At 67.6% G+C, this 23,057-nt stretch carries 19 protein-coding genes and 2 pseudogenes; 7 read left to right on the top strand and 14 right to left on the bottom strand.

From position 1 onward, the window contains the following. Positions 1 to 160 precede the first annotated feature (160 nt). Both AB0H37_RS35060 and AB0H37_RS35055 read left to right on the top strand, forming a co-directional pair. Positions 161 to 532 carry a YciI family protein gene (locus AB0H37_RS35060; RefSeq protein WP_360617013.1) on the top strand — a complete coding sequence of 124 codons (372 nt, stop codon included), beginning with the start codon at positions 161 to 163 and terminating at the stop codon, positions 530 to 532. 43 nt (positions 533 to 575) lie between these two features. Next, entirely contained in the window at positions 576 to 1,796 is a 1,221-nt protein-coding gene (locus tag AB0H37_RS35055) for a DUF6596 domain-containing protein (RefSeq protein WP_360617012.1), read from the top strand. Between the two features lie 749 nt (positions 1,797 to 2,545). On the opposite strand, the gene AB0H37_RS35050 is transcribed toward AB0H37_RS35055, so the two are convergent. The 6 genes from AB0H37_RS35050 to AB0H37_RS35025 all read right to left on the bottom strand — a co-directional run bounded on the left by AB0H37_RS35050 (position 2,546) and on the right by AB0H37_RS35025 (position 9,719). After that, positions 2,546 to 2,923: a hypothetical protein gene (locus tag AB0H37_RS35050; RefSeq protein ID WP_360617011.1), complete on the bottom strand. Its 378-nt coding sequence runs from the start codon at positions 2,921 to 2,923 to the stop codon at positions 2,546 to 2,548. Further along, positions 2,920 to 5,493, bottom strand: coding sequence for a DEAD/DEAH box helicase family protein (locus AB0H37_RS35045; RefSeq protein WP_360617010.1), 2,574 nt, complete (start codon positions 5,491 to 5,493; stop codon positions 2,920 to 2,922). The genes AB0H37_RS35050 and AB0H37_RS35045 overlap by 4 nt, the downstream gene beginning before the upstream one ends. Before the next feature lie 351 nt (positions 5,494 to 5,844). Beyond that, the gene (locus tag AB0H37_RS35040) at positions 5,845 to 6,201 is read right to left on the bottom strand and encodes a hypothetical protein (protein WP_360617009.1); all 357 of its coding nucleotides are present in this window, start codon (positions 6,199 to 6,201) and stop codon (positions 5,845 to 5,847) included. Positions 6,202 to 6,783: 582 nt separating this feature from the next. Next, on the bottom strand, positions 6,784 to 7,599 hold the full coding sequence (locus AB0H37_RS35035; protein ID WP_360617008.1) for a hypothetical protein: 816 nt from the start codon (positions 7,597 to 7,599) through the stop codon (positions 6,784 to 6,786). 259 nt (positions 7,600 to 7,858) lie between these two features. Then, the gene (locus AB0H37_RS35030; protein WP_360617007.1) at positions 7,859 to 9,193 is read right to left on the bottom strand and encodes a serine/threonine-protein kinase; all 1,335 of its coding nucleotides are present in this window, start codon (positions 9,191 to 9,193) and stop codon (positions 7,859 to 7,861) included. A gap of 10 nt (positions 9,194 to 9,203) precedes the next feature. Then, positions 9,204 to 9,719: a hypothetical protein gene (locus AB0H37_RS35025; RefSeq protein ID WP_360617006.1), complete on the bottom strand. Its 516-nt coding sequence runs from the start codon at positions 9,717 to 9,719 to the stop codon at positions 9,204 to 9,206. A gap of 193 nt (positions 9,720 to 9,912) precedes the next feature. On the opposite strand from AB0H37_RS35025, the gene AB0H37_RS35020 reads away from it, so the two are divergent. Next, entirely contained in the window at positions 9,913 to 10,653 is a 741-nt protein-coding gene (locus AB0H37_RS35020) for a hypothetical protein (RefSeq protein ID WP_360617005.1), read from the top strand. Positions 10,654 to 10,899: 246 nt separating this feature from the next. Here AB0H37_RS35020 and AB0H37_RS35015 read toward each other — a convergent pair whose 3' ends face one another. Continuing rightward, positions 10,900 to 11,022 carry a hypothetical protein gene (locus tag AB0H37_RS35015; RefSeq protein ID WP_360617004.1) on the bottom strand — a complete coding sequence of 41 codons (123 nt, stop codon included), beginning with the start codon at positions 11,020 to 11,022 and terminating at the stop codon, positions 10,900 to 10,902. Further along, entirely contained in the window at positions 11,019 to 11,387 is a 369-nt protein-coding gene (locus tag AB0H37_RS35010; RefSeq protein WP_360617003.1) for a PIN domain-containing protein, read from the bottom strand. The genes AB0H37_RS35015 and AB0H37_RS35010 overlap by 4 nt, the downstream gene beginning before the upstream one ends. 513 nt (positions 11,388 to 11,900) lie before the next feature. On the opposite strand from AB0H37_RS35010, the pseudogene AB0H37_RS35005 reads away from it, so the two are divergent. Then, a pseudogene (locus AB0H37_RS35005) lies at positions 11,901 to 12,112 on the top strand (IS5/IS1182 family transposase); the annotation flags it as partial. Between the two features lie 139 nt (positions 12,113 to 12,251). Here the strand turns inward: AB0H37_RS35005 and AB0H37_RS35000 are convergent. The 3 genes and pseudogenes from AB0H37_RS35000 to AB0H37_RS34990 all read right to left on the bottom strand — a co-directional run bounded on the left by AB0H37_RS35000 (position 12,252) and on the right by AB0H37_RS34990 (position 14,811). Continuing rightward, a pseudogene (locus AB0H37_RS35000) lies at positions 12,252 to 13,441 on the bottom strand (IS30 family transposase). Positions 13,442 to 13,807: 366 nt separating this feature from the next. Further along, a complete protein-coding gene (locus AB0H37_RS34995) occupies positions 13,808 to 14,335 on the bottom strand; it encodes a hypothetical protein (RefSeq protein ID WP_360617002.1) in 528 nt (175 codons plus the stop codon). Between the two features lie 110 nt (positions 14,336 to 14,445). After that, a complete protein-coding gene (locus AB0H37_RS34990) occupies positions 14,446 to 14,811 on the bottom strand; it encodes a hypothetical protein (protein WP_360617001.1) in 366 nt (121 codons plus the stop codon). Between the two features lie 926 nt (positions 14,812 to 15,737). Here AB0H37_RS34990 and AB0H37_RS34985 point away from each other — a divergent pair. Beyond that, the gene (locus AB0H37_RS34985; protein WP_360617000.1) at positions 15,738 to 15,944 is read left to right on the top strand and encodes a hypothetical protein; all 207 of its coding nucleotides are present in this window, start codon (positions 15,738 to 15,740) and stop codon (positions 15,942 to 15,944) included. Between the two features lie 31 nt (positions 15,945 to 15,975). On the opposite strand, the gene AB0H37_RS34980 is transcribed toward AB0H37_RS34985, so the two are convergent. Both AB0H37_RS34980 and AB0H37_RS34975 read right to left on the bottom strand, forming a co-directional pair. Beyond that, entirely contained in the window at positions 15,976 to 16,812 is an 837-nt protein-coding gene (locus tag AB0H37_RS34980; RefSeq protein ID WP_360616999.1) for a recombinase family protein, read from the bottom strand. 320 nt (positions 16,813 to 17,132) lie between these two features. Then, positions 17,133 to 19,901, bottom strand: coding sequence for a tetratricopeptide repeat protein (locus AB0H37_RS34975; protein WP_360616998.1), 2,769 nt, complete (start codon positions 19,899 to 19,901; stop codon positions 17,133 to 17,135). Positions 19,902 to 20,021: 120 nt separating this feature from the next. Between AB0H37_RS34975 and AB0H37_RS34970 the strand changes: the two genes are divergently transcribed. Further along, entirely contained in the window at positions 20,022 to 20,150 is a 129-nt protein-coding gene (locus tag AB0H37_RS34970) for a hypothetical protein (protein WP_360616997.1), read from the top strand. A gap of 290 nt (positions 20,151 to 20,440) precedes the next feature. Here the strand turns inward: AB0H37_RS34970 and AB0H37_RS34965 are convergent, their stop codons facing one another. Next, positions 20,441 to 21,103 carry a hypothetical protein gene (locus tag AB0H37_RS34965; protein WP_360616996.1) on the bottom strand — a complete coding sequence of 221 codons (663 nt, stop codon included), beginning with the start codon at positions 21,101 to 21,103 and terminating at the stop codon, positions 20,441 to 20,443. 1,052 nt (positions 21,104 to 22,155) lie between these two features. On the opposite strand from AB0H37_RS34965, the gene AB0H37_RS34960 reads away from it, so the two are divergent. Beyond that, positions 22,156 to 23,004, top strand: coding sequence for a hypothetical protein (locus tag AB0H37_RS34960; RefSeq protein ID WP_360616995.1), 849 nt, complete (start codon positions 22,156 to 22,158; stop codon positions 23,002 to 23,004). The last annotated feature ends 53 nt before the right edge of the window (positions 23,005 to 23,057 follow it).

Here is a 23,057-nt window from a genome sequence, read left to right as displayed (position 1 = left end):
AGTCATCGCTCGGACCGCTTTGACGGGCGAGAACGCGCGTCGGAGGGAATCGGCTGCGTCGCCGCGTGAAATTTTTCCGGGGTCGTGTCGATCCACGGGCCGCTCGTTCGACGTTTGGGTGCGAGGGCCGAAAGACGGCCCTGCCGGCGAGGAGGACGCGATGCCGAAGTACCTGCTGATCATGCGAGGCACCGACGAGTCGAACGCGGCCATGATGGCCGACATTGACGAGATGATGGCCACGACCCGCCAGTTCATCGAGGAGATGGTCAAGGCGGGCGTTCTCCTCTCGGCGGAAGGGCTGGACGACCCGGGCCAGGGCGCCGTGGTCGACTTCAGCGGCGAGGTCCCGGTGGTCACGGACGGGCCGTACGGCGAGACCAAGGAACTGTTCGGGGGCTTCTTCCTGCTCGACGTCGCCTCGAAACAGGAGGCGGTCGAGTGGGCTAAGCGGGTCCCGGCGGCCCCCGGGTCCAAGATCGAGGTCCGGCGGGTGCCCGGGAGCGACGAGGTCCCGCAGGGCGACGAATGATCATCAAGGACTGGGCCGGGCCCGAGAGCAACGGCCAGATCTGATGGGTACCGTCGATGTCGATGTCGAGGCCGTCTGGCGGATCGAGTCGGCGCGGATCGTCGCCGCGCTGACCCGGTTCACCGGCGATTTCGAGCTGGCCGAGGACGCGGCTCAGGAGGCGGTGGCCGAGGCGCTGGTGTCGTGGCCGCTCGTGTCTCCGGCGAATCCGGCCGGCTGGCTGATGGCCACCGCCCGGCGGCGGGCCATCGACACGATCCGCCGCCGGACCGCCCTGCAGGATCGATACGCCCTGCTGGCGGTCGACTCGGTGGTCGACGAAGAAATCGATCCCGACAGGATCGATGACGATGTGCTTGCGCTGATGTTCGTCAGCTGCCACCCAGTGCTCTCCCCCGAAGCCCGGGTGGCGCTGACTCTGCGCGTGGTCGGCGGCCTGTCCAGCGAGGAGATCGCCCGCGCGTTCCTCGTACCCGTACCAACCGTGCAGGCCCGCATCACCCGGGGCAAGAAGACGATCGCGGCGGCCGGGGTGCCGTTCGAGCTGCCGCCAGCTGCCGAGCGCCGCGATCGGCTGGGCGGCGTGCTCAGCGCCCTCTACGTGATCTTCACCGAGGGGTCGACGGCCACGGTGGGCGACCGGTTGCTGCGCCCCGACGTCGCGTACGAGGCGATCCGGCTGGCCCGCACGCTGGCCGCGCTGCAGCCGGACGAGCCGGAGGTGCACGGCCTGCTGGCATTGTGCGAGCTGACGGCCGCGCGGTTCCCGGCCCGGACCGGCCCGGACGGTTCGCCGGTCCTGCTTGACGAGCAGGACCGGCGGCGGTGGGACTTCTCGGCGATCCGTCGCGGGCTGGCCGCGCTGGCCAATGCATCAACTAGCGGTCTCGGCCCCTACGGCCTGCAGGCCGCGATCGCCGCCACCCACGCGTCGGCTCCCTCGGTCGAGGCGACCGACTGGGAACGGATCGTGGTGCTCTATGAGGCACTCGGCCGGATCGCACCCTCGCCGGTGGTCGAGCTCAACCGGGCCGTCGCCGTTGCCATGCTCTCGGGCCCGGCGCAAGCTTTGGCCATCGTGGACGAGCTGATCGCCTCGGACCGGCTCCCCGGTTCGCATCTGATCCCCACCGTACGCGGTGAGTTGCTGGCCCGACTCGGACGCCGACCGGAAGCGCGCACCGAGCTGGAGCTGGCGGCCCGGCTGTGCACCAACCAGCCCGAACGCTCAGTACTACTGCGAAAGGCAGCCGCGTTGAGCTGACTCCACGGTCGGCGCGTCCACCCCGTCCGGACCCGACCGTGGCCCAGGTGCTTTGTCGCGTCAGGGCGGCGGCAACGGTTCGATCAAGATCTCATAGGTCGTCGACGACACTCGTGCTCCACCGAGCGAGACTGATTCCACATCGTGACGCTGATCAACACCTATTCAGCAGATCGTGTGAGGGGCTTCAGCATTGCGGGATAGTCAAATTGCCGCACCTCATCTCGGCATGTGCGTGCGGTGGACATGGTCATGATAGCTTCGGCCTCAGGGCGCGCTGGTCGGTGATGGCCAGTAAGACGCCATCTCATTTGGGTTGGCACCGGTAGTCTGCGGCCGAGTGGACCCGAGCCGCCATGGAACGGTGGCGACCATGACACCCGGACGGAACAGAAGGTGCGCTCTGAGTCGCAGGGCGCTCTGGTTGTGCGGCAGTTGCTCCCACCAGTAACCCATGACGTATTCGGGGATGAACACGCCGATCAGGTCGCGGGGGCTTTTGCGGCGGATGCGCCCGATGTGTTGAAGGATCGGCGATGTCGCTGTACGGGGAATCTAGCACGACCAGTGGGACAGGGATGTCACGTTCGGCCCATTGGCGTTCCAGCGCTTCGGCCTCGTGGGGGTTGGTGCGCACTGTGACCGCGGTCAAGGTGTTGGGGCGGGGCGCCCGTGCGCACGCCAGGGCCCGCAGGGTCGGAGTGTGCAACCGTGACACTCGAGTTCGAGCAGCGGCCAAGATCCTGTTGTTAAGGATGAACGATCACCTGGAGTGTGCTGTTGGCGGTGTCCATCGCGTAGACCTCTGCGCAGGCCAGTAGGTGAAGTTGGTCTTCGGAAATACGGGCTTTGGAGACCCCAGGTTGCACGATGGTGATGGTGAACTTCGGTTCCAGGAGTGGGGCGCGCTTGGCGAGTTCGTAGAGCGTCTGGCCGGTCCCCTTTTCCAGTCCGGATCGGCCGCGGATTCGGCGCTGGCCCTCGCGGCGGATCAGGTTGTTGAAAAGCCGAGCTGGGCGGTGTCTCCATTTTGTGGATTTGTGGACCTGGCCGCACACTTCGTACAGATCGCTGACGCGGGCGCCGGGGATGCCGCCGTGGGCGTACTTACAGTGGACGAGGTTCACATGGAGCTGGTTGCCCTCAATGCGGGCGGCGACGATGTCGGCGACTTCGCCTGGACCGTCATCGTCGATGACGAGGTCCCAGTCGGTCGCGTCGGTAGGTGGAGGATGGTCCGGGCCTGGATGGAGGTGGCGTCCCGTTCGGCCCCTTGGGATTCGTTGCTGAGGTCGATGCCAGTCCAGTCGATGGTCAGAAGCCGATCTCGGCTGAAAGGTTTCGCGGTTCCCGTCGGGCGGATGAGGAGCATGTCTGGTTCGAGTACCGCTTCGTCTTCGAAGAGGATCCGCAGACCATGCTGATTCAGGTATTCGCTGAACGGCTGGGCCTTGCGGCTCGTCGCGACTGTTGGTTCAGAACCGTCACAAGTGAAGTTGATGAGGCCATTTGCGATAATTATCTGGTAATCGACATTACAATTTGGTGTACGGAGGGCGAAGCCGATCGGGCCTTTACGGGTGAATGTGGTGACGGTGAGGTCAACGTCGATCAGCGGCCAACTGAAGTTGCCGCGCTTTAGTTCGACGCTTTCGTTCGCGTCGAGGAAGAACTGGATTGGCCACTCCAGAGCCAGCGGCACCAGTTCGGGGCGATCGCTGATTTCCGTGGGAACGATGAATCCTTTGAGGACGTCCGACGGATCGACCGCCTCGTCGGTGAGTTTGGTGCCGACATCGTCGCACCAGTCGACCCAGTGTCTCAAGGTGGGTGCCGCAGCGTAGTTCCACACACGGCCCTTCAAGGAGGCGCCTACGTTGACGCGCTCGCCCCCCTCGTAGCCGCTGACGAATATGTTGGTCTGGCTCTTGTTGCGTCTTTCTGCCTCGGGGTAGTCGAGTAGGACATCGGCGCCGACCGCGAGCTGGAAGCGGCGGCTGCGGTTACGAGCGTCGAGGGTCCCGACATTGGTCGGCACGCAACGTCGGATGTTCGACATGATCCGGTAAACGTCCCATCCCTTGATCCGCATGGTGTCCGGACCGGCCACCTCCCGGGCGAGTTCTTCGTGCACACTGTCGGTGTTGGAGCTGTTTATGTAAAGGAGTCCGCGCACCTTATCCCAGTAGAGGACGTAAAGGTCGTGGGAGACGTCCTCAAGACTCTTCACCGTGCCCCAACCGATGGGCTTTCGCTCGCGTGCCACGAGCCAGGCGACCCGGTCTCGTTCGTTGATGGCGACGGGATCGGTCAGGAGCCGGTCGCCGAAGAACGGTGCGAGCGTTTCGGGCTTCCAGCGAAGCGTGCTGGTGCGGTAGACGACGGTGCTCATCCGCGGTGCGATGTTCCGGAGTGAGATCTCCTCGGGCAGGCTGGTGAAGGCTTCTTCGAACTCGCTGAGTTCTTCTTGCTCGCCGACTGCGTGGGCGGAGAGGACCTCGATGACCTCGTTCCAGTCCGCGTCCTCGGCGTAGAGCTTCTTCAGGTTCTCGTCGAACTGGATTTCGGTGCGGTTGACGACGACGGTCGCCGCCCCGATCGAGTCGTTGGCTACGCGCGCGAACCGGCCGATGAATTGCAGGGTGATGCCGAGGCTCTTGTGCTGATCATGGATCGCGGCGATCTTGAGTGCGGGCAGGTCGAAGCCCTCGCCGAGCATGTCAACGCAGACGACGATTCTGCTGGCCCTAGCATCCAATGCCTCCAGCGCGGCTCTCAGGTCGGTCTTGCGGCCCTTGCTGTGCAGGATGACCGGATGCAGGTCGGGGGCGAGTTCTTGATAGAGCGGCAAGACCTCTTCGGCGCGGCCGATCCGTTTGACCCGGGCCATGAGCACGTGGTCATAGCCAGCGGCCAGATCCTCGCGGAGGAGCTCAACGGCACGTTCCGCGATGCCCTGGTCAGGCTCGAACAGGTCAACGACAGGAGCGTATTTGATCTTTGAGAAGTAGCCCTGCTGGTATGCGTCCTTCAGCGAGAATCCGAACACGAACCGGCCGCCGAGGTCGGCGCCGTCACTGCGGAACGGGGTGGCGGTGAACTGGACCACCCGCTTCCCGTCGAACTGATCACGAATCTCGCGCCAGGTCTTCGCGGTCACATGGTGGGCTTCATCGATGAACAGGTGAGTGCACGCCCCGGTCAGCGCATCCCGCGCCTCTGGAGAGAAGTGCTGCAGAACAGGAGGTGTTGCCACGATCACATTGCACTGCGCCGCGAACTCGTGAGCCAGGGCAGGATCCCGGATACCGTGTTTGACCCGCCCGACGATCGGTTTGAGAGCTGACTCGGCAACGACGCCGAAATCTTGCAGCAGGCCCAGTCGCTCAAACTTCTTGGCGATCTGGTCACGCAGGGCGTCGGAGGGAACGATCACCAGCAGGCGCTCGACTCGCCCGGCCACCAACAGGGCCACCATGGTCTCGGTCTTGCCCGTTCCCGTAGGCATGACCACCGTGGCGGGCTGGGGCCGTCTTGACGCCCAATGCCCCAGAACCGCGTGTACAGCTCCCAGTTGTGCCTCGCGCAACCCGACCACACCCCGCTGCGAGTCCTCCTGGCGGAAACGGAAGGCTTCATCGAACGAGGCAAGGACCTGAGAGGCGTCCACGCGTTCGGCAGTCGTATCGGGAGCCATGAGGCGCCACGCTGTGTTGCCTTCGACAACACAATACTTGGACCGCCGGCTGGGAAGATCCACTCCCATAACGCCTCACACGAACTAGATGGCTCGAGAAGCCAACTCAAAATCACTCATCGAGCACCTTACCAGCAGCCTCCCTAGCCCCTTGGATGTTAAGCCTGCCGCCCTTGCTCAGTGCGGCGGGTCTTCAAGAAGTCGGCGCCAAGGACTACAAGGCCCGCTGGAAGAGTGCATCCCTCTGAAGACTGAAGGCTAAGGGCGGCTATCCGCTGTCGCTGGAGGTGCATACGAAGATGTCGGCCCGTACGTTCGCTTCTCGCGAGACCGTGTAATGCTGTCCGCAGATCAATCGGCGTCGTGGTGCTCGACCGTCCTCGGCAGCGGCTCTCTGAACAGGCTCGGCCGACCGGACCTGGTGAAGTTGGGGGCCGTCCGCAGTGCCACGATGCAGGACGTTACAAACCGGTGCGGCCGAGCGGGACGCAGACGCCGGGGCCGGCCAGGCGGTCGCGCTGCCAGGACGCCCGACAGGGAGCCGTAGGCCGCGGTACCCCGCCTGTCGGAGACCGCGGTGGCCCGCAGCAGGGTGGAGAGACCGCGGGTGGTGCTGGCCAGGACGGCGACGGCGATGAGCAGCGGCACAGGGCCGGGCAGCACGGCCAGCGCGTTGGTGGTGACGGCGGAGCCGAGAAGGATCAGCACGGTGCGGCTGCGGACGCCGGTGCGGCGGGTCAGGGCGCCGTAACCGAGGCGTCCGGCGACCTGGCCGAGGCCGAGGGCCCAGGCGGCGATGCCCCTGGAAGCTGCCGGGAGATCTTGCGCCGCTACACCGCATCCGACAGGTACTGGGCGGCGTGGACCGTCCGGGCCCGCCGATCGTCAGCGTGCCGGCGTAGATCCCCTTCTTGTCGGTGGCGTCGTCGTACTCCGTCGCGGTCACCTCGGCGTTGCGCAGCGGCGCATCTTTCATGTTGTTCATCACGAGGGGTCTGCCGGGTCGCTGGCGTTCAGGGACGCGGATGCTCGGCGCGCTTCCGTGGCGGCGGCGGCTCCCTGGCAGATCATCGTCACCGAGGCGAACGGGTCCAGGCGCGTGGAGGTCGTAAGCACACGACCGTCGTCGAGCATCTGGTGCTCGGTAATTCCACATAGGTCCCGAGTATTAGAGGGTTCTTGGCCCATGGGTTGTGCAGGAGGTGCAGGCCCTCGCTGAAGGTTTCGCGATAGTCCGTCTCGTTGGCACCGACGAGGTAGTGGAACGGCTGGGGCTCGACGGCGTTGGGGTCAGGGTCCGGCATGGAGCCAAACCGGACCATGGCAATGTCGGGTGCGCCGTATCCTCGCTCGGTGCCGATGCGGTTGAACTTCGAGACCGTGGCGTTGTTGGTGAACAGGACTCCCGCCAGGTGGGCGGCTTCGGAGAGGGAGAAGAGGCCGCTGGGGATGGTCTTGCCTTTGCGCTCGTGTCTCCGCTGTGAGCTGCAGGTTCCCGTCGCCATCGAAGGCGACGACGTCCCGCCGGCCGTAGAGGTATTCGGCGAGCAGCCCGACGGGGCGGGAGAGCGCGTTGGCGGTGTGGAATGTCTCCAGTGCGGTGACGAACGGGACCCCGGTGACGTGCGGCTGCTCCCAGTAGGCGCGGCCCGCAGCCTCCTGTTTGAGGAGTTTGCGCCGTAGTGCTTTACCTGCTTGGAAGACGAACTCCCGTGCAGCTGCGAGCATGGCATCGGGGATGAGGCGCCGCAGGCCGACCGACGGATCAACATCGTCGGGATCTGCGCCTTCAGCCGGGTTCGAGGTCGTCACTTCGATCGCCACCGGCGCGTCCCCGGTGACGACGAAGTCCGGGGTAGGGCTGGTCCGATCCAGGTGGTATCGCTGTTCCTTTAGGTAGGCGAACACGGCCAACTCGAGCACCCGAGGCGAAAAGCCCCCCGTCTGGAACTCCCGGACGAAGGTGTGGTCGACGTCAGGAAAGTCAGCGAAGATCTCGTCCATCAGCCGCCGCGCCGGGGTGAAGGCCGTCGCGTCTCGTATATCCCGAAAGCGCCGATTCATCTTGGCTTCCGGAACTATGGGGGTGAACAGGCTGCGAGTCACACCTCAATCTTCCTCGTCGCCGCCGTCCGGCCACCACCGGTTTCCGGGGGTAACGAGGACGATCACCCGGAGGCCCGACCGGACCCGGCCCCCATGAAGGCGGTGCCGTGAAACACGGTCAGACTGGCCCGATCACCCTCCCGGAGGCCGGGGCGGATCGTGGCACCTCAGTCGCCTGCGCCGGGATGCGAGCGGTGACCAAAGTCTGAAGAAGGTCGCTTGCTTGGCTTGTATGGAGATTTCCCTAGCAAGCACCGGGTCAGCAGTAGGGAATCCAGTAACGATTGTCTTCGTAGACCCAGCCTCGTTGACTTCTGTCGGTGGTGACATACCAGAGCCGGGTGCGCCCGCCTGGAGTGCCACGCCGCGTCACGGTGGCAATCTCTCCTCTCACGAGGGAGTCGTTGGTGAGCTCGTTGTTCTCGGTACGCAGGTGCATGTCGCGGGCGGTCACTTTATAGCGGTCGCATCTGACGAGGGTCCGCGTGCCTTGGCTTGGGCGTGGAGAGGGCGTGCGGGAGGGCCGGGCTGAGGTGGCCGAGGCAAGAGGCGGTGCAGCGGTCGCGGTGTGGCTGGGCTTGGGGGTGCGAGTAGCCGAGAGGGTTGGTGAGAGGGGCGGCGCGGTTGTGGTCGACGGGGTTGGCGAGGGGGACGCTTGGGCGGTCGCCTCCTCCCTGCCCTGAGCTGGGCGGCCGTAGATGTAGGCGACCGCTAGGGTGATCAGCAGGGTCGTGACGGCTGCCGCCGAGGCGAGTCGAAGCCACCGGGACCGGTGCGGGCGAGGCTTCAGCAGGGCATCGGCGAACTGTCTCGCGGAGGCGTAGCGGTCAGCCGGGTCTGCGCTGAGTGCGCGGATGATGGTCTGCTCCACGCGGCGCGGGATTTCCGGGCGTTGCTTGCGAAGCGGCGTCATACCCCCGAGAGGCGCTTTGCCGATCAGAACGTAGTGCAGAACCGCAGCCAGGGAGTAGATGTCGGCGGCCGGAGTAAGCCGGTCTCCCGAGACGGCCTCGGGCGCCATGAAACCGGGAGTGCCGATCCCGGCTCCGGTCCGGGCCCAGGTCTCGGCCGCGCTAAGGCCCCCAGTGCTAAGGGGGCGAGCGAGGCCGAAGTCGGTGAGCATGGGGCGGGGGGAGTTACGGGAGCCGGCCAGAAGGATGTTGCAGGGTGAGACGTCGCCGTGGACCAGGCCTGCCTTGTGCACGTTGTCGAGAGCGTCGGCGATCCCCACGATGGTCTCGACCGCTTTGGTCGGGGTCATACGGTCCAGCTTGTCGAGGATGTTCTTGAGGGTCGTGCCATCGACGCAAGGCATGACCAGATAGAGGTGACCCTCATGCTCGCCCGCGTTAAGTACCGGGACGATGTTGTCGTGCGTGACGCGCCGGGCCCTGTCGATCTCTCGTCTGAAACGGGTCCGGTAGGCGGGATCGTTCGCCAGTTCGGGGCGGATCACTTTGATGGCCAGGGGTTCGACGGGAGTTGAATCGTCGATGGGGCGCGCTCGGTAGACCACGCCCATGCCGCCTCTGCCGAGTTCGTTCAGCAGTTTGTAGCCGGGCAGGGCGTTTTGTGGTAGCTGTCCGTCCAACACAGGCGGGAGATTACTGCGTGGTCCGTTCGTCCGTGGTCTGAACCGCGGCGAGGGTATCGGCCAGATCCGGCAGCGTTCGGATGAGCACGCGGGTCAACTCATCCTGGTCCTCGGGGGCGCTGAGCCGCGCCGCCGGTTCCAGCAGTGCTAGCAGCCGGGCTCGGCGGTCGTCGGTGCTGTGTGCCAAGTGGCGATGGAGGTCCTCGATGTCCTGCAGCGCTTGGCGGATGAGGTTAGGACGTGCAGGTTCTTCTAGTTGGAGGACCAAGAGCCGCAGGAGTCGACGTGCGGCCCGTTTGGCGTCGGCGACCCATGCCGAGGTGTCATCACCGCCACTGTTCAGGCGCGAGCGCTGAGTTTGCAGCCACGGTTCGATCGTGTCGCTGTGCCAGACCGGTCCGGAAGCCAGTTCCACATCGGGCTCGGGCATATCCCAGCTTCGCCGTTTGCGCCAGACCGTCACTGCCTGCCGGGTCAGTCCGAGGGTCTCGGCGATCTCTGCCAGGCCGTACAACTCGCGCGGCACTCCGGCCACCTCCCTAGTGCAATCTAAGGCTGCGGTATTGTGATCTTAAGGGTCAAGTGCTTAGCGTCAGCGGTGCGACATCTTTGCTTGCGGTCAACGTTATCGAGGATGTCGCCCGATTGTCGATCATGCGGCACCCGTGTCGCGGCGGCCCCGGCATCGAGTTCTGGAAGCACCGGTCACAAGGAGAATCATGCGTTCAAGTCTTGCCGCGCTGCGGGCGTCCCGTGGCGTGTGCCTCGGGGGCGGCCTGGCCGTCCTCGCCGTCCTCGGAGGCGGCGCCACCGTGATGGCGGCCACCGCTGGAGGCGGCGCGCCGCCCGCCACGGCGGCTCAGACGGCCAGTCAGGTCTCCGGGCGCACGGCTACCACGACCGCCCGCACGCACTACACCCACTCAACCACGCTGGCGAAGGCCGACTGCCGTATCTATCTCAATCACCCCAAGCGTGGGGTGGCCCCCCGGCACTGGACCAAGCACCGCACCGTGGCGGGAAAGCGGACCCACCTGGGCGTTCGCTACACCTACAAGGGATACGCCATGGTGCTGGACTACGCCAAGAAGAAGGACCCTAGCTGGGGATTCATCGCTCGAGGCTGTCTGACCGACTCGTACGCCTACAGCAACGGCGACCGCGGCGCCAGACTCGGTGACCGGCGTGCCATCGGCGGCAACGGCCAGGTCAAGACCGTCCCGATCAGCGCGGCCCACCGAGGCAAGACGCAACGTGCTCTCGTCAGGCTGGGGTCCAACGGGACGGTCCGCAGCGCCCCCAGATCCTTCGTGATCGGCAACGCCGTGCGCGGCGACGCCTTCCGCATCACCACCACGCACTGCGGTCGCCACTCCTCGGCGGCATGGATCCTCGGCTACGCCCCGGCGTCAGGTCGGTGGGGCTACATCCAGGCCGCGCACCTGCCCGCGTGCCGATAGCGGCGTCAGATACACCACGCCTTCTGACCAGACCCCGCGCGTTCCGGCCGTCGGCGACCGTGTCGGCGGCCGGAACGCGGGGAGCGGAAGTGGTGCTTCCATCGGCGCGGCGGCCGCCTGCGGTGGTGTGGATTGCGGGTCGGGTCGAGCAGTGGCGGCGGACGGGGAGCGCCCGAGCGTGGCAGCGTGGACGGTCACGCAGACCGCGCAGTTCCTCCTTCGCGAGCGGGGCAGCGCCCGGCGGAGCTACCTTCCCTTCGCCTCGCGAGGCGGCTCTGCCTCGGCGGGCTCGGTGTGCAGGTTCAGGACGTCCAGCCCCCGGACCCGAGCCTGCCTGGTCTGGCCCGTGTCGTAGGTCAGCACCGTCACGGCCTGCCCCGCCAGCCCATTGATGGCGAATGCCTGGTCGACGATCTCGGCGTCCTCATTCGCCCGGCGGACGTGGCCGGGCCGTCCATCAGGACTTCGAGGGTGATCGTGCCGCGGCCGAGCGCGTAGCCCGCTTCCCGCAGGACGCCGATCTCGTTGGAGTCCGGCAGCACCCGGTTGATGACCGCCGTGGTGTACCCGGCGCGCCAGCGGGTGTGCTTCTTGCCGCTCTCCTTGAGGCGGTCCAACTCCTCGACCACCACGAGCGGGATGGCGATGTGTAGGGACTCGCGCTCGGCCAGCCCCATGGGAACCGCGAGGTCCCACTCCTCCAGCCTCCCACGACGCGCCGTGCCCACCGGCACGAGTCGGCCGCACCATCTCCACGACCTGCCCGATCAGCTCATCGGTCAGCTGACCGGCACCACTGTCGCGGGCCAGCCCCGGCCGCCTGCGCCGCCTCGACATACCGGCGGGCGGTCTTACGATCCACACCCGCCCGCTCAGCGACCCTGCGCACCCGGCCCCCGACAGCCAGACACGCAGCACCTCACGCACTTCACCCACGGCAACCTCCCGGAACGCCATCCCCCGAACCCCCCAGGCTCGACTGACCTGGAGAGATCGGTAACCGGCCTTGATCAAAACCACCGGCGCGACACACCGAGTGGTCCCATCACTGGCAACCGGGTGGTCCCATGCTCGTGGCAGAAAACCGTCAGGGTGGTCCCATGACGCTGGCGGGCGACACCAGGGCCGGAACGGGCCGACCGGTCTTGTCGCAGCGCTCCTGACGCCGGCTACTCACAAGGTCTCCGCCGTCGACCCCGGCGGGGCCAGGCCTACCTGCTCATTAGGCCTACCAGGATGCCCGCGCGCACATCCTCACGCCCTACAAGGGACGCGACAAGCCCGACCGCAAAAGGACGCCAACCGCGCACACGCCAAGCTCCGCGGACCCGGAGAACGCGCGAACGCCCAGCTCAAGTCATGGCGAATCCTGCGGAAGCTGCGCTGCTGCCCCCACTGCGCCGGCCGCCTCGCCCAAGCCATCCACACCCTGCAACTCCGCGAGACCGCAGCACGCTGAAAAGGGCTCACTATACGGTCAACTTCATAAGTGCCCGGTTTGAGGGCGGCACGGTCGACTTCAGCGAAACGAGCGGTCGCCGACCACCAGGGCTACCAGACGGCATGGCCCCACATCTGTCGTAAAACGTTTGGCGGTCTCATTGGATCAATGCATCGACCTGGCCGCAAAGGTCAGCGTAAACCTCGTTGGGTGTTCGGTAGCCGTGGATTCTGCGAGGCCGGTGGTTGAGGTCGGCGGCGATGGCGTCCAGGTCTGCTTGGGTGAATGTGCGCAGGTCGCGGTTCGTGGACAGGTACTGGCGCAGGAGGCCGTTGGTGTTTCGTTGGTCCCTCTCTGCCAGGGGCTGCGACGTTTGCAGAAGTAGACGGGCATGGCGGTGTCGGCGGTGAAGCGGGCGTGTTCGGCCATCTCGCGGCCGTGGTCCCAGGTCAGCGTTCGCCGGAGGTGGGGTTCGAACTGCAGGGCGGCGCGGGTGAGATGCGGCCGGACTTGGTGGGCCTTGATGCCGTCGGGGAGCGCGACGAGGCAGACCAGGCGGCTGATGCGTTCGACCAGCGTGGCAATGGCTGAGGGCCGGGTTCCCATCACCAGATCGCCTTCCCAGTGGCCACCGGTCTTGCGGTCGTCTGCCTCAGCGGGACGCTCCCCGATGGGCAGCATGTCGCGGATGCGGCCGCGGCCGCTGGGCTGGCGGGCCTTACGCGGGAGACGCATCAGGCGGCCGGTGCGCAGTTGACGGGACAACTGGCGGTTGATGGCCCGACGCCTGGGGTCGAACAACGCCAGGTAGATGGTCTCGTGTGAGACCCACATGGTGGGGTCGTCGGGCGAGTCCAGCCGCAGCCGGCCGCTGATCTGCTGTGGTGACCAGCGGCGTGCAAGCAGTTCTTCGACCACGACTCACAGATCCGGGCGCTCTACCAGCTTCGCCTTCTTGGGGCGACGGGCTCGTTGCCCGGCGGCTGCATCGGCTGTGCCGGCGCGGTAGGCCTCACGGCCGCCGTTACGCGCGTTCTCCCGGGACACCGTCGAGGCCGGACGGCCCAGCACGCGGGCGATGGCTCTGCCGGACATGCCCGCGGCGACGCCCCGGGAGATCTCCTCACGCTCTTCAGCCGTCAGGTGCCGCAACGACCGGCATCGGGGCGGACTCTTCAATCCACCGGTCTGCAGCAGGAACCGCCGCACATGCTGCAGCTGCGCTCCCATGCCCCTGGCAATACAGCCCAGCGACTTACCACTACGCCAACGACTCCACAACTCCTCCTGCCGAGCCGTCGAGAACCCGTAGTCCCGCACTCGCACCTCCGAAACGATCAAGATCATTTTCGGTGATGCACTGACCCCTCGAACCCAAGATCGTTTTACGACAGGTGATCAGCCAGGCGGGGTGCCCGTCCGCGGTGGCGGCTGCGGTCGGGGACGTCCTGGCGGACGTGCGGGACGCGCCCGGCATCCCCAAGACGTCCTTAAGGACATTCCCGGCGTCCCCGGAAGATCCTTCGGCGACGCGCTGGACGCCTTCGCCGCCGTCCACCAGAACGTGTCCGGCGACGGGCCCGTCGGCGATCTGGCGGCGGCCGCCCCCCGCGACCGCGGTGGCGGCCGCCGCGGTGGTCCGGGGCTGGGCCGTCGTACCTATCCCCGGCCCATGCTCGGCCTGAGCTCCGATCGGGGGCGGCACGAGAACGATCAACTTAGTGGTGCGAGGTGGATCCTGCGCCAGGCGGCGATCCATGCCCGTACTTCGTCGGGAGAGGCGCCGCAGCCGCGGATGAATCCCTGGACGTACGCCAAACGGAGGGGCGGTTTACCGGGGCGGTCGTAAAGAATCTTGGCGACTGTGGCGTGGGAGAACACGGCACCCGACTGCTTCGCGACCTCGCGGCTGGAAGGCTGCCCTGCCCACCTCCAGAACTGGCGCATCTGCTGCTCGAGTTCCTCCAGCGAGGTGGCGGTCGACGGGTCCGGCTTGTAATCGTCAGTCAGGTCAGCCAGCCTCTCGACCCGACGAGGCGCTTCTGCAAACTGCTCTGGTTCCCGATCGACCGCCCTGGAGGGGTCAGCGACAACCCACAGAGCCCTTATGTCCTGTATCAGAGTCTGCCAAGCGGCCCTGTCTCCTCCCGTGCATGCACCCAGCATCGACTCGATGAACATCCACTCTGGGCGAGAGGCACCGGACAGACGCTCGGCGATCGCCGAGCGTCCGTACGGCATCCGCTGCTCCAGGATCCGGAGCGATAGACCGTATTGATCGACAACGGTACGCAGCGCCTGGGCCAACTCCCGCGACGCCTCACGCTCCCCGCGCAGCGGCCCCCACCGACTCATCGGCCGCGCCGGGCGGACGCGTCCGCCCGGGCCACCTTGCGCCGCAGCCGCTTGACCTCGGCCTCCAGGTTTTCGATGCGGCGACCGGCGTCCGCCATGTCCTCAGACACGCCGGTCGCATCAGAGGTGTTGGCCGCACCCGTTACCTCGGTGGTCGCCGTCGTGGCCGTGGTGGCGGCGCGGGTGCCAAGGAAGTACGTCGCGATCGCCCCGGAGATGGTCACCGCGACCATGGGTGCGGTTTGCGTCAGGGTCAGGTGGGCGGCATGGCTGACCAACCCGATCGTGACGGTCGAGGCGGTAGCGGGGATCCCGGTGAGGATCTTGGCGCGCATGCGCTTGGTGTTCAGGACGATATCCACGTCCAGCGCTCCTAGCTCGGAATGGGATTCGACACCGCCTGCGAATGGCCAACGCGGATCCCCTGAGTCCCCTCCGGAGCTCTCACCCTCCGGAGGAATCCCGCCCTGTCGCATTCGCTGCACCTAGTGAACCACACTGGCCGCACTTCAGGAATCTCGGACAGTGCGCCCGCAACACCTGTCACGGCTGGCAAACCAGCTGTCCACGCTTGTAAAAGGATGGAAACTACAGTCAAGGACTGTAGAAGAGAATTTTTTATCTTCGCGTTCATGCGTGACACTGGCCCAAGCAATCCCCAGACGCCCTAGCTCGGAATGGGATTCGAAACCGGGACGACCAGGGGAAACGCGCGGGCCCATCCGCCTCTCACTCGGATGACCCAAACGGTCGGGGGCCCGGAGCTGAACGCTCCGGCCCCCCGACTGTGTGCGCACTGTTTCGCGGACGTCCGCGCCCGGCTTAGGCCCTCCCCGGCCCCGCGGCCGACAGCGCTGGCCAACTCGCCATCCTGTCGCTACTGACTAGGTGGTCGCCGAATGGAAGCTGGCCGACCTCACCGCCGAGTCCGCCTGCGACGATGTGCGCGAGCTCTTGGGCGGACGGCTTCCCGCGGTCCTGTGCGTCCACGATGACTGAACGTCCCGGCTGAGGCGCTCGAGGACGGCCGCCTGCCGTCCTCGAGCGCCCTTTCATTCGCGGGACAGGGTGAAGTCGTGCGTCCGTGGAGGACGCCGTTAATCTGGAGCTCGACGGGTGGGCGCCCGGGTGGTAGCGGCGCGATCACCGCCCAGGGCACCCTCGCCCACCTGGTGACGCCTCAACGGCACCATCCGGTCTACGACGGGGAACGGCCACCTCCGCCGCAGCACCCGCCGGTCTCGAACGGAGAACGACCGCTCCTACCGCGGACCGGCTACGACGAGGCATGGGAGGAGGTCGTCCAGTACTTCGCCACCCGGGAGCGGAAGGTGCCCGCCTCGCCCGCGGAGTCCTGGCGGCCTTCACCGAGCCTTGCCGGACGCTGGAGGCCTTCGACCGCAACCGGCAGCTCCTGATCGACGTCGGCTTCGACGCCGCCGCCCTGCCCGACGCTCGCCGCCTGGGCCGCCACGACCTGCTGGCCGACCAGTGAGGCATACCGACTACGCCGGCGCCGCGAAGGACTATGCCAGTGCCGCGAAGTCGGCGTGGGCCTGCTGGACCGCTTCGGGGTAGGCGGCGGCCTTCTCGTGCTCGGCCAGGGCCCGGTAGATGCTGGCCAGTGACGGGTTCTGTCCCTTGTTCTTCCCGGTGGGGATGATCAGGTCCTTGCGGATATCGTCCACTTTCTCGCCGGCTGCTTTGCGGCGCAGGACGGTGTGGAGCATGTCGTCGGTGATGACGGGACGACGGCCGCCGTGGTTGCCCTTGCGGGCGGCGGCGTCCAGGCCCTCCAGGGTGGCCTCCCGGATCGCTTCGCGTTCGGTCTCGGCCATCGCGGCGAAGAACGCGAACAGCATCCGGCCCGGCCCGGACGGGTCGTAGATCCCGGCCAGCGGTCCGGCGAGCATTTCCAGCACTAGGCCGTGCGCGGTCAGATGGTCGGCCAGGGCGGTCAGTTCGGAGGCGTCGCGGCCCAGGCGCTTCATCTCGTACACCGTCACGATGACGCGGCAGTGCGGGGCGTGGGCCTTGATCTGCCGGGCGGCCGCCAGCGCCTTCTCGAACTCGGGCCGGACCTTCACCCGGGTGGAGATCTTCTCGGAGAAGATCTTCTCGCGGGGGATCCCGTGCGCCTCCAGGGCGTCCAGCTGTGACTGGAGTTCCTGGGTGAGCGAGGAACAGCGGGCGTATCCGATCCGGATGTCGGCCGAGGGCCGGTCGTCGGTGACCGGTGCCGGCGGCGGAGTGCCGGGACGCCACGGGGTGCCGGGCGCGCGGTCGGCTGGGGTCGCGACGCGTAGCAGCTTCGCAAGACGGGGAACCTTGGTGAACCGGCCGGTGTGGTAGGTACCGGCCACCGCACCCGAACGTGACCGGCAGGGCGAACCCGGCTCAACACCGCACCGCGGGCACAGATGACGCTCGACCTCATCAGCGTCACGCGCCCCATGCACGGATGAATCGGATGCTGGGGTGGATACGGCGTGATCACGCGGTTTTGGGACGGCGGCCATACTCTAGATGCTCTCACAAACATTTCTCAGAATCCCGGAACCGGCAGACTTGCATGAGAACAAGTTCTGAGAAGGATCCGGGTCACTGGGGGCCGGATTCGGGGGTCTCGGAGCCGGCTCCTGGATCGTTCTCAGAATCGCGTTTCTGAGAACATCGAAGCCTCCTAATTTTCGTCGGCCCCCCGCTCCAATTTCCGCCAGTACGCAAGGTTGCCGCGGGCGCGCTGGGTGTTGGGGTGGTGGGGCCCGAGCACCCGCAGGAGGTCGGCGAGCAGTTCCTGGAGGGCGGCGGCCGCGCCAGCGGCGTCCCCCGCCTCCCCCCGCCAGGTCGCTAGGTTGTGGCGGGTGCGCAGGGTGTTGGGGTGGTGGGGCCCGAGCACCCGCAGGGAGTCGGCGAGCAGTTCCTGGAGGGCGGCGGCCGCGCCAGCGGCGTCCCCCGCCTCCCCCCGCCAGATCGCCAGGTTGCCGCGGACGGACAGGGTATCGGGATGGTCCGGTCCGAGCACCCGCAGGGAGTCGGCGAGCAGCTCCTGGAAAGCGGCGGCGTCCCCCGCCTCCCCCCGCCAGATCGCCAGGTTGCCGCGGACGGACAGGGTATCGGGATGGTCGGGCCCGAGCACCCGCAGGAGGTCGGCGAGCAGTTCCTGGAGGGCGGCGGCCGCGCCAGCGGCGTCCCCCGCCTCCCCCCGCCAGATCGCCAGGTTGCCGCGGACGGACAGGGTATCGGGATGGTCGGGCCCGAGCACCCGCAGGGAGTCGGCGAGCAGCTCCTGGAAAGCGGCGGCGGCCCCCGCCTCCCCCCGCCAGATCGCCAGGTTGCCGCGGACGGACAGGGTATCGGGATGGTCGGGCCCGAGCACCCGCAGGAGGTCGGCGAGCAGTTCCTGGAAAGCGGCGGCCGCGCCAGCGGCGTCCCCCGCCTCCCCCCGCCAGATCGCCAGGTTGCCGCGGACGGACAGGGTATAAGGATCATCCGGGCCGAGCACCCGCAGGAGGTCGGCGAGCAGTTCCTGGAAAGCGGCGGCCGCGCCAGCGGCGTCCCCCGCCTCCCCCCGCCAGATCGCCAGGTTGCCGCGGGCGGCCAGGGTATAAGGATCATCCGGGCCGAAGCTTCCACTGGTTTCGTGCAGGGCAGTGTGGGCGGCGATGGCGGCGGAGACCTGGCCGGCCCTGCCCAGGCTGTTGGCTGCTGTCTCGAGCACGGGGTGGGTCCGGGTGCTGGGAGAACACAAAGCGCCACCGGTGCATTGCTGGAGGGCGGTGGCGTTGGCGCGCAGGATCTGGCCCAGGTAATCGGGTTCGGTTTGCGGCCAGATGCGGAAGAGGGCATCGGCGGCGGTGTGAGCGAGCTCGGTGAACAGCTCGGGGCCGTATTTTGCGCTCGCGAGGTTCTCACGGGTGGCGCGCTGGACGAGCTGGTGAACGCGGATCTCGCGGTGGGTGGCGTGGCGGTCGTGGTCGAGCAAGAGGCTGTAGCGGTGCAGCACTCGCAGCACCTCGTCCACCATCTCAGCGTCGACAAGGTCGGGAGTGGCGTTCGCGGCGTCGGTGTCCGGTGCGCTTTCGGGCAGGTATGTGGTGAGGTATTCCAGGGCGGGCGGGCTGGTCAAGGCGGTCTGGGGGATGCCGGCAGGGTCTAGGACGCTGGCCAGGTACATCACCGGCCGGGCGAGCCCGGCCAGATGGACCTGGCCGGGCAGATCGTCGGCCGGGTCGAGAGACATCTCCCAGGTCGCGGTGACGATACGTTCCTGTTCGTCGGGCAAAGACTCCCTGCCGGGAACGGCTTGGGCCAGGAGCCGGGTGGCGAACCTGTCGCGGTAGTCGGCGCAGCTGATGTCGGCGTTGACGATGTAGGCGGCCGCCTGGGCCAGGGCCAGCGGCAGGTGCCCCAAGTCGCGGGCCAGCGCCTGGCGGGCGACGGTGTCGGCGCGATCATCGAGCCTGGCCTTCAGGTAAGAGTCGGCCTCCTGGCCGGTGTAGATACCGACCTCGACGCAGTGATGGTCGGCGCGGGCCAGGGCGGCCTCGCGCAGCCGGGTCGTGACCACAACCTGGCCACCCGCAGCCGAGGTGCCGGCAGGCGGCCACCACCCGTTAACATCCGCCGCGCGCCGCACGTCGTCCAGCACCACCAGCCAACCGCGGTCGGTGGTGGTCTCCGCCCACACCAGGAACTTCTCCGCGGCCTGCCCGGCATCATCGTGATCGGCCGACACCAAGCCCAGCTCCCTCGCCGCCTGGGCGTAGGCGGAGATGATGCCGTCGCGGGACGCCGCGTTCACCCACACGAGCACCCCCACCCCCGAATCCCAGGCGTCACGGGCGTACGCAGCCGCCAACTGCGTCTTGCCGACCCCGCCCATCCCCGCCAGCACCTGCGTCAGCACCACCGTCCCGCCCTCACCAGCCGCTGCCCGCACCCGCTCGGCAACCTGACGGTCCTGGAAACAATCGGCCGGCCGCGGGATCCGCCCGACCCGGATCCGCTCCACCACCAACGACCGCAGGCCAGTCGGGTGCTCGCGGTGCGGACGGCCGCCGCGCTGACGCTCAGCCCGCGCACGCTCCCAAGCCGTCTTCCACCAGCCGTCATCAGCGACGGTGAACTCCGGTATCCGCTGCCGGGCCCGACCTCGCAGGAAGACCACCAACCAGCGCGCGATCTTCGCGTCGGAGGGAACGTTCTTGCCGTTACGCCACTCACTCCACGACGACGATGTCACCGTCAACGGCGGGACCTGCGCCCTGGCTTGCCGCGCGATCGCCGCAGCGGTCGGTTCACCGGCCGCCTGCCACAACTCCCGCAGCGCCCGTGCCCACTCCTGCGTCCAATCCAGCGGTTCACCCACGACCGTGTCCTCTTCGTTCGCCTCGGATCCGGGCCGAACCTCCTCCGGAAAACCGAGGCACGCTTCGGCAACCCAGGTCACCAGCGTGTCGCGCCTTTACCCCCGGTCGAAGGGAAACCGGAAAACCCGCCGGACAAGGTTAATCGGAGGCGCCAGGCCCCAACACCAAGCAGCGGGCCGCCCACCGAAAGGCCACCAGCCATGTCCCTCCGTTGCTACCTGCGCCGCCTCGCCGACATCGCCGCCCGGTCTGCCGTCCGCGGCGCCGCAACAGCCGTCGGCACCGGCCTCGTCGGCCTGCTGTTCTGGTGGATCACCACCCACCACTGACGAACAGGACCGTTACGACGTGGTCCGCGCAACCCCCACAGGTGCGCGGGCAACCTCGCACCTCAGACACGGCGATGCCCGCAGGCAATTCCAGGAAGGAGTGCGACATAGGACGACGGCGTGCACACGACTTCGGACATCCGTGCAGTCGACTTCGGAAATCGACACCGGCTGTTACCGCCCATCGCGCTCGCCCCCGCTGTTATCCGCTGAGTCGCGGTCCCGCCGACGAGGCCGCCGGGACGACGTTATCCGCTGAGTCCGACGGGCGGCCCAGCGGATAATGCTCATTATCCGCTGAGCAGTTGCGCCACCAGTGCGATGGCGGAGACCACAGACACAGCGAGGAGAAGCGCGATCAAGAGAAGCCGATCACTCGGAAGAGGAAGAGGGTCGGTGTCGCGTCGCCGGACCTGTGCGTTCGGGAGTGGTGCCGAGCAACGCAGCGATTGTGGCCGGTTCTGCATCAAGCAGGTCAGGACGATGCGCTGACGGCGGCCGATCAGCGCCGGACCGATCAGCAACGCGGTTCCCTCGACCCGCACTGGAGGCTCGGGCGTTGCTGAGGCCGAGTCGGTTGCGGTGATTCGCAGGAGTTCCACGATCGGCACCCCCAGGTCCAAACGGATCGGCTGACCGTTGTCGAAGGCGGCGTGCGGAATGTCGCGGCGCCCCCGGCCGACGAGCTCCACTGCAACGATGTAGGGGTGGGTCAGCCTGACGCCACGGTGCCGCAGTTCCAGGTCATCGCGCACTCCGGCGGGCGCTGTGAGCAACGGGACGACGATGCGTAGCCTGTAGTCCAGCCGTTGCCGGGCGAACCGGGTCAGGTAGGTGACCGCCACGGTGGCGAGGCCGACCACCAACGTGGCCGCCGCGCCGGCCCCGGTCCAGAACGTGCCTGAGCTGTACCACGCACCCGCAATCGACATACCCGGCATCCAATCGCGCATCAGGCGCCGCCTGGGGACGATGCCCGGAACCGGACGCAAATCAAGACCACCGTGTAGGTGTGCGACCACGGTCCCGGCCTCGCCGACGTCGGGCGGTCAACAGGCTGCGCCACGACGCGGCGGGAGGACATGCGACCAGCCCTTCACCCGGTGGGTTCGATACGGAGGACGGCGGCGGTGTCGAGGATCTCGACGAAGCCCGCCGGGATCTGAATGCCGCCACGGTCCGCTCCCCTACGGGCAGATGCGGCGGCGGCTGTGCCGCGGCCTCGGCGACACCGTCCCGCTCGGCCAGGTGACCGCCGAGCAGGCCGCTGGGTGTTCACCGCCGCGTGGGGCGACGCCGCGGGGTGGACCTGGAACCGGCACCGTTCGGCGCTGCGCTCGTCCACCGCTTGGGCGGTCGGCCGCGGTTGGGCCACCGCCGACCTGGTCGCGCTCATCGAGCGGCGCCCCGAAAAGCGCGACCGTACCCGCGCCATCGACCGCCACATCGTCATCGCGTTCCTGGACCGCCGCGACGTGGCACTCCGCGACAAGACACTGCGCAGGCTTCCGTACGAATCGGCGGCACGCGCCGACGAGGTCTTCGCGCTCAACATCGAAGACTTGGACCTGGACAACGAACGCGGCCGGATCACCGGCAAGGGCGGCACCGTCCGGTGGAGCCACTGGCAGACCGGCACCGCCCGGCTGCTCCCACGGCTGATGGGCGAGCGCACCTCAGGTCCGTTGTTCTGGCTGACCGCCGCCCCGCGCCGGCCCGCACGCCCGCGGCTGCCGACCTGTGTCCACACCGGGCGCGGCCGCCTGTCCCACGAGCACGCCGAGGACAGGTCGCCTGCGAAATGCGGTGGTTGCGATGATCGGCGCGCTGCCACCATGAGCGGATGGACACCGAGGCTCCTCCACCATATCTTCCGGGCGGACTCACTGGCGAGCAGATCCGTTTCCTGTAGATCGTCTACGACGGCTTCGTCGCGCGCGGAGACTGGCCGATTTGGCAGTACCTCGACCTGCGGCTCGACGAGGAGGGCATCGACGCCGCGGCCGTGCTCGCCTCGTTCCCGCCGCTGGTCAGCGACCATGGCGAGTCGCGGTACGGCCTCGTCCACCGCTCCACGCAGTATGAGGACATCAACGCCACCGTCCGGCTCACCGTGGCGGGCCCGCGGCTCGTCCCGGGCGCCGAGCCGCTCCTTGGCGCCTTCCTGGCCACCGTGCGGCTGATCAGCGGCAAAGAGCGGTCCATCACACCGGACCCGGCCGAGGCTGTCGAGGCGATCCTCACTTCCGGCGAAGTCCAGGAGCAGATGGCACTGCAGCGCCTCCGCCCACCGGAGACCGACGAGTTGCTGGTGGCGGCGGTGGGCAAGGTGCTGCAGGAGGAACCGCTGCGCGCGTGGTCGGTCATGGGCCAGTCCGGCGAGGGCGGGTGGCGGGTGCGGCTGGTCACCGGCCTGTCGGGCGTCCGCGCCCTACGCGGGATCAGCTCCATCGATGGCTACGTCGAACACATGGTGCAGACGCTCACACCCGCGCCGATCCCGGCGGCACTCCCCCGGTTCGAGCCGCTGGACCTGCCGCTGGCGATCGGGTACCTCGACACCACCTGGAGAGTGAAGACCGGGCGGCGGCTGTCTGCGAACCTGCAGGCCGACAGCTGCGCCAGGCTCGCTCAGCCGTGCGCCAGCCAGGCGGAGTTCAACTCGGCGATGAGCGCTCTGGCCGACGTCCTGGCCTGCGTCGTCCCGCCGGGCGCCCAGGCCGCGCCGAAGTTCGGCGCGCTGGCCGCCCTCAACAACGACCTGCCGCCGGGACTGCCCACCGAGGCGAAGGAGCGCATCACGGGCACGATCGAGCTGCTGCTGACGGTGAACCACATCCGCCATGGCCAGTAGCACGGGGACGCCAGGCAGAAGGCCGTCGCCGCGCACCAGACCCTCGGCATCCC

Origin of the sequence: Actinomadura sp. NPDC023710 (assembly GCF_040639875.1) — a bacterium.
GTDB classification, from domain to species: Bacteria; Actinomycetota; Actinomycetes; order Streptosporangiales; family Streptosporangiaceae; genus Spirillospora; species Spirillospora citrea.
The sequence above is the reverse complement of the archived record's forward strand: the minus strand, read 5'-3'. Positions and strand labels throughout refer to the sequence as shown.

Excerpts from the sequence above, each read along its gene's own strand:
- AB0H37_RS35060 (WP_360617013.1), top strand. The coding sequence starts at position 161 with ATGCCGAAGTACCTGCTGATCATGCGAGGCACCGACGAGTCGAACGCG.
- AB0H37_RS35055 (WP_360617012.1), top strand. The coding sequence starts at position 576 with ATGGGTACCGTCGATGTCGATGTCGAGGCCGTCTGGCGGATCGAGTCG.
- AB0H37_RS35045 (WP_360617010.1), bottom strand. The coding sequence starts at position 5,493 with ATGGCTCCCGATACGACTGCCGAACGCGTGGACGCCTCTCAGGTCCTT.
- AB0H37_RS35020 (WP_360617005.1), top strand. The coding sequence starts at position 9,913 with ATGCGTTCAAGTCTTGCCGCGCTGCGGGCGTCCCGTGGCGTGTGCCTC.
- AB0H37_RS34995 (WP_360617002.1), bottom strand. The coding sequence starts at position 14,335 with ATGCCGTACGGACGCTCGGCGATCGCCGAGCGTCTGTCCGGTGCCTCT.
- AB0H37_RS34985 (WP_360617000.1), top strand. The coding sequence starts at position 15,738 with ATGGGAGGAGGTCGTCCAGTACTTCGCCACCCGGGAGCGGAAGGTGCC.
- AB0H37_RS34970 (WP_360616997.1), top strand. The coding sequence starts at position 20,022 with ATGTCCCTCCGTTGCTACCTGCGCCGCCTCGCCGACATCGCCGCCCGG.
- AB0H37_RS34965 (WP_360616996.1), bottom strand. The coding sequence starts at position 21,103 with ATGCGCGATTGGATGCCGGGTATGTCGATTGCGGGTGCGTGGTACAGC.